Here is a 5,770-nt window from a genome sequence, read left to right on the forward strand (position 1 = left end):
CCCATGCCCTATGCCCTATGCCCTATGCCCATTTTCACAAATTAACCTCTTGCAACAGCCAAAAACCAGCAAAAGATTCTGCTTTGGGATCGGACTGTACACCGATAAAATGTACTCCATTAGCTTTTTGCTTGGCTTCTTCAAAAGCTTTCGCTTCTGCTAAGATTTGAGGTTTTTTAATATTTGCCACAATCCAGCTTTCAGTTACACCAGTTTCTAAAAGCAATCTCGCCTCTTCGCTGGCGTCAAATCTTAAGAAAGCCAACTCCAAACCAGACATCCAGCCAGCCAAGGGCAACGCTCTTGATGAGAAAATCAAAATACCAGGAATACGAGCTTCAGGTGAAACTTTCGCCAACTCTAAAGGGAAAGCTTCACCAAAGCCAATTTCCCACTCTGGCATATCCGCAAAATCCGCAGCATCTAAGGTAACAAATACCCACTGCTGTCCTTCCAAAGCATCTGGTAAACGTTGCGGCAAAGGTTTCTCCAAACGGACTGAGGGATTAGTCCCTCCTTGATACCCTGCCTCTTGAGGATACACTTCCTCCATCCGCTGTTCTAACCATTGATTGAGAACCAAAGTGCGGCGGCTAGGCTGGGCGGGAATGCCCAAATCTTGGCAAGCTTTAGTAATCATATTGTTCATTTGGCGGCGGAAAAAGCGGATTTTAATTGGTGCTTTTCCAGCTTGTTCAATAGCCTCCTGCAATGCTGTCCGCAACCAGCCCGAATTTACCTGGGTACTGGGACAATATTGAGCATAGCGGAACAAAGAGTCTACTTTTGCGCCGATATCCAAGGGGCTTTCGCAGACTAAGACTTCCCAAACTTTTTTTTGATTAGCGTCCAAAATCGGACGGGAGTAAAAATCGATTTCCCAAATACTGCCCATGTTTTACGGTAAAAATCTGGCTGTTATGTTTTCTTGATATGTTGATCATACGAGTGTTGGGGCGCATTGGGCATTGAAAAGAGGCAGGGCGCGGGGGGCAAAGGGTGTCTTTTGGGCTTGTCATGGCTTTGGCAAGATGTCAGAAGAAGATTTTAAGCGGATTGTGGATATCTGAGAGAAGAAAGTTTTGCAACTGTCCGTGGCTTCTAAATCTATCCAGCAAGACAATGCTGAAGATTTTGGATCAAGCAACAAGGGGTTATATTGGTCTGCTGGATATGATTCTACAACCGAATCATTCTGGAAAAATGAATGACGATTAGCTTATCTCTGAATTGGTAAGCCAGAGATGGCAAACGGAGGCAAACAGGGTTAACCTATCGGATGTCTAAAGGTAAACTAGGGCTTTGAATATCATTTACCCCAGTTGGTTGTTTTTTGATTGTCCTAAAAGGCTGAAAGCCTTAAGGCGGCACCCGGATTTGAACCGGGGGTGGAGGTTTTGCAGACCGGTAGCTTCGCACCCTTTGGCACCTATAGAGCTTTTTTGCCCCATAATCTAGCCAAGACTCATTGACTTTGGCTATCAAACTGGCTATCATCAGGGGACTAAAGGTTATTGATAGCCAAAATGAGCATAGCAAAAAGCGCTAGGGGTAATGTAGGAGTAGAGGAATACCGGGGAAAGTTAAGGCTCCGGTTGCCCCGATTAGTTACCCAGGCCGGTCAGAACAGATATCTTAATACCGGGTTAGATACTAATGAGATTAATCGCCGCCGAGTAGACTCAATAGCAAACTGGATAGAAGAAGAGATAATCACAGGGCAGCTTGATCCAACCTTGGAGCGCTATAGAGAGAAGCTGGAGAACTACAAGCGCCCACAGTTATCCATAGTTAAGCCTAATACACCACAGACAGACATCATGGGGTTATGGGAGCAATACTGTGCTTATATGAAGCCTCAGCTAGCCTCTACTACATATAGGCGCGACTATGCCAGAAAGTATACAAATCACATTAATGCACTGCCTACTAAGGACATGGGCCAGGCGATCGCTATCAGAGATCATCTGTTAACCCAGTTGACCCCCAATGCAGCTAAGAGGGTACTGACCTATCTAGCCGCCTGTTGTAAATGGGCGGTTGTCTCAGGGTTGGCAAAAGATAACCCATTTGCCGGGATGTCAGAAGACATCAAGCTACCTAAGCATGATTCTGATGCCATTGACCCTTTCAGTAGGGTAGAAATGAATATCATTATCAAGGCATTTGAGGATACCAGACCACACTACGCGCCCTTTGTTAAGTTCCTATTCTGGACTGGTTGCAGGACTGGGGAAGCGATCGCGCTCCAATGGCAACATATCAACTCTGATTGCACTCAGATCACATTCTCAGAATCCTATGATAGTCAGCTAAATATCCGGAAGGGGACTAAAACAGGCAAGGCTCGAAAGTTCCCATGTAATAGCCAAGTCAGAGAACTATTATTATCCATTAGGCCCCCTAATCCTGGCCCAGAAGAATCAGTATTTACCAGTCCTACTGGGGGAATAATCAGTAACACCCGGTTCTCTACTCAGGTCTGGAAGGGCGGCAGGACAAGCAAGAAAAACTATAATGGAGTACTTCAAGGGTTACTAGATGAGGGCAAAATCGAGCGCTACAGATGCCCCTATAACACTAGGCATACATTTATTACCCTGATGCTGGCTGAGGGTCTAACAGTCTCCACAGTAGCCAAGTTGGCAGGTAATAGCCCAGAGATTATCCTAAAGCATTATGCGGGTAACACAGTACCCTTGAGTCTACCGGAACTATAGGAGCCAATAAAGAACCCCTGGAATACTCTGGGGTCTTTGTTATATTTACTGGATTTCAAGGGAGTTTACTATTGCATCCACAGAGGACACCGGGGTTACTGGGGTTTTCTTATGGCGCTTCAGTGTTGGCTTTCTGGTTCCCCGCGATCGCTGCCTAAGTACCGCTATTAGTCTTTGTCTTTGTTCAGGGGTCAATAGCTTGTAAATAGCTTTCTGTTCCCGGTTAAAGCCTTTTAGGATACTCAGGGGTTTAAGGGTCATATCAGGGTTGTCTTTTTTGTATGCTGTTGTAGACACTTAGTCAACTAGGTATTGGTATCATTGACCTCGGATATTTACCAGAATAGACTGAGCTAGGTAGTATTCTATACTGGTAACTTTAATGCTAAATAAATATATAGACCTTATTGAAAAGCATCCTATTAGATTAGCTGCCGCAATAGCTGTCATCGGGGGGTTAGGGTCTTTACCCTACATGGTGTTTCAAATGGGTGCAGCTAGAACAAACCAGGAACAAGCCCAAGTCCAAGCCCCGGTAGGTGGGGCATCCGATGATATGTATGATATGGATACAGAACCCTTTGATAGGACTAAATGCAAGGTCTACAATATGGGGATGGCTTTGGGCGCTTGGGTGTTCCAGTTCAAGGGCACAGATGGCAAGCTAGACTATATGCTATTTACAGATGACCTTGATGTTATCCAGACATTTGATAGAAGCCCATTTGGTATATTTTGGTGGTCTAGTTCTGGTTTCAGGGATTCGGATTACCCAGAAATAGCAAAGGTATTACCCCCAGAGGGTCTAAAAGAACTAGATGCATTATTAGATAACTATAGTTATGCTGCTATTGGAACCACTGCCTTTGCAAATGCAGTACAGCAAAGTGCTAATGCGGGGTTATTAAACACCTGTGATGTTGATTAAGTGATCGCTGGGTGGTTTTAGTTTAACCAGTAGCCTTATACATATCAGTTCTGATTAGGTTAACCCCTACTTTCTTACCGGATTGGTTGAATACTTCTCTAACCATCTGACCCACTTTGTTGTAGTAGTAAGTCTCCAGTAACCCCTCGGAGGTCTTAGGCATTACCCATCTAACTAGGGGTTGGTAGTCGGGTAAGTATTGGCCCTTAAAGGGGCTGGGCTGGGTAGCCCAATCCTGATCATCCATTATTTAACTCCTAGCACCTTAGCCTTATAATCGATGGCGCGATAGTAACCTGTCTTAGCCCAAATATCATCTGACTGCTTAATGAAGTGAGTCCATACACCATCTATTTGGATATCTAGCGTGGTTCGGCTGAACAGTACCTTAAAGTCGATATCGAAGGTTTCATGTAGATATTCTGCGGTGATACCGAGTTCATAATCGATAGATACCATTTCCTCATCATCAGCCGCCCAATATTTGTATGGGTTTGCCAATACCCCAGAGTTACCCTTAACTTCCTCGGCTTCTCTTTCCCATGTTTCTAGGTCATAGCCATATCCACCTAATGGGCTGATAAAGTCTCCATCTGGGCTAACTTGTAAATCTTCCACATCTGTAGCTAATACCCAGAAGGACTTTCTACCTGTTTTAGTTCTACCCACTTTGGTTATGATACCGAGGTCAGTATGGTAGATGTATTTATCCTTTCTATTACCCCTACCCCATTCTTGCTCATAACCATCGCTGGCCAGTAGCATGGAGTACTTGAGGGTAGACTGTTTAGTAATCTCATAGCCTGCCTTAAACTGAACTTCAGGCTCCTCTTTCTTCTTAGCAATATCCTCTTTAAGACTTTGGTATTGCCCCTGTAACATCTGTAGTTGTGCCTGTATCATATCCAAGGCATTTTTAGTATCTATGGCAACATCGGTAATGGGGCGATCGCCAGCTAGTTGTTCCTTAACCTGCTGTGCTACCTCTAAGGACTGGCTAACCTGACCAGCTAAACCTGAGCGGATTAGGTCTAGTATCATTTGATGTTTACTGACATCAGCCGCCTTTGAAGCCGCCTGTAGTTGCAAGTTCAGATCATCAGGTAGTCGCAGAGTCATGTTTGTAATATTGTTAGCCATCTTCCTATCCCTCTCTTATGTTTGGTGTGATACCATGATACCACTTCTCTTGTATATTGTCATTTTTGGTATCAACCCCTGGCTAACTTCTAAAACCCCTACTCTGTCTAGGTTTCTATCTTATCCCTCTCTTTTGACTGGTATGATACCAGATACCACAGCTAAAAACAACCATTGGAATATTCCCCAGTTATCCATAAGATCATAGACTAGACTCTATCAGAAACCCCAGAGTGTATACTGTACCCTACCTTATCCCCCTCGCTTGAATGGTATCATACCAGATACCACTTAGGAAATACCATAGACTTATTACTGATTTATTCAGAAATACATAGAGTTTAGTCTGTGGATAAATCCCTAGTGAATACTGTACCCCTTCCTATCTCCCACATAACTCTAGTATCATACCAGATACCATTGTTTTGGTATCAGGGTTAACCCTTATCTCATCATTTCCTCTATTCTTCTCTAGTGTATCCTATCTCCCTCATGTAAATGCTATGATACTAGATACCATTATTTGGTACTATAGATATCTAAATATTGACTATATGACTATATAATGATATAATGATATAGGAAAACTACTATGAAAACTAAAACTCCAGCAATGCTTTTGAGACTACCAGAGGACATCAAAGACCTTCTAGAGTCAGCCAAGGCTATTACAGGTAAGTCTAAACAGCAACTCATCACCGACTGTATCAGACAAGGCTAGGGGATTATCCAGCGATCGAAGTATCCATACTAGGTAAGCTAGATAGCCTAGAAACCCGGATAACCACCCTAGAATCCAAATAAGTATAAATAATCATTCCTATCTCTTAACCACCCTAGATTAACCTCTAGGGTTTCCTGTTATGGTATCTAGTATCTCCCTTATGGTATCTGGTATGATACCACCTTAATGAGGGGGATAATATAGGTTATCAGACATTTGGGGATTATTAGGGTATAAGGTTAACCCTAAGTACCTAAA

The 5,770-nt window shown here is 43.4% G+C and carries 7 protein-coding genes; 3 read left to right on the forward strand and 4 right to left on the reverse strand.

Annotated features, from left to right (window positions below; genetic code table 11):
- Positions 1 to 34: 34 nt before the first annotated feature.
- Positions 35 to 895, reverse strand: coding sequence for a Tab2/Atab2 family RNA-binding protein (locus IQ229_RS10415; protein ID WP_194043427.1), 861 nt, complete (start codon positions 893 to 895; stop codon positions 35 to 37).
- A gap of 631 nt (positions 896 to 1,526) precedes the next feature.
- On the opposite strand from IQ229_RS10415, the gene IQ229_RS10420 reads away from it, so the two are divergent.
- Entirely contained in the window at positions 1,527 to 2,720 is a 1,194-nt protein-coding gene (locus IQ229_RS10420; protein ID WP_194043428.1) for a site-specific integrase, read from the forward strand.
- A 45-nt stretch (positions 2,721 to 2,765) separates the two neighbouring features.
- Here the strand turns inward: IQ229_RS10420 and IQ229_RS10425 are convergent, their stop codons facing one another.
- Positions 2,766 to 2,981 (reverse strand): hypothetical protein, encoded by a 216-nt coding sequence (locus IQ229_RS10425; RefSeq protein WP_194043430.1) that lies wholly within the window; start codon positions 2,979 to 2,981, stop codon positions 2,766 to 2,768.
- Between the two features lie 121 nt (positions 2,982 to 3,102).
- On the opposite strand from IQ229_RS10425, the gene IQ229_RS10430 reads away from it, so the two are divergent.
- Positions 3,103 to 3,648: a hypothetical protein gene (locus tag IQ229_RS10430; RefSeq protein WP_194043431.1), complete on the forward strand. Its 546-nt coding sequence runs from the start codon at positions 3,103 to 3,105 to the stop codon at positions 3,646 to 3,648.
- A 22-nt stretch (positions 3,649 to 3,670) separates the two neighbouring features.
- On the opposite strand, the gene IQ229_RS10435 is transcribed toward IQ229_RS10430, so the two are convergent.
- Positions 3,671 to 3,895, reverse strand: a complete 225-nt coding sequence (locus tag IQ229_RS10435; protein WP_194043432.1) for a hypothetical protein — start codon at positions 3,893 to 3,895, stop codon at positions 3,671 to 3,673.
- Positions 3,895 to 4,788, reverse strand: coding sequence for a ribbon-helix-helix domain-containing protein (locus tag IQ229_RS10440; protein WP_194043433.1), 894 nt, complete (start codon positions 4,786 to 4,788; stop codon positions 3,895 to 3,897). The genes IQ229_RS10435 and IQ229_RS10440 overlap by 1 nt, the downstream gene beginning before the upstream one ends.
- A gap of 592 nt (positions 4,789 to 5,380) precedes the next feature.
- Between IQ229_RS10440 and IQ229_RS24505 the strand changes: the two genes are divergently transcribed.
- Entirely contained in the window at positions 5,381 to 5,509 is a 129-nt protein-coding gene (locus IQ229_RS24505) for a hypothetical protein (protein ID WP_265582970.1), read from the forward strand.
- Positions 5,510 to 5,770 lie beyond the last annotated feature (261 nt).

The sequence above is a fragment of the Nostoc cf. edaphicum LEGE 07299 genome (genome assembly GCF_015207245.1).
In the GTDB taxonomy this organism is placed as follows: domain Bacteria; phylum Cyanobacteriota; class Cyanobacteriia; order Cyanobacteriales; family Nostocaceae; genus Nostoc; species Nostoc edaphicum_B.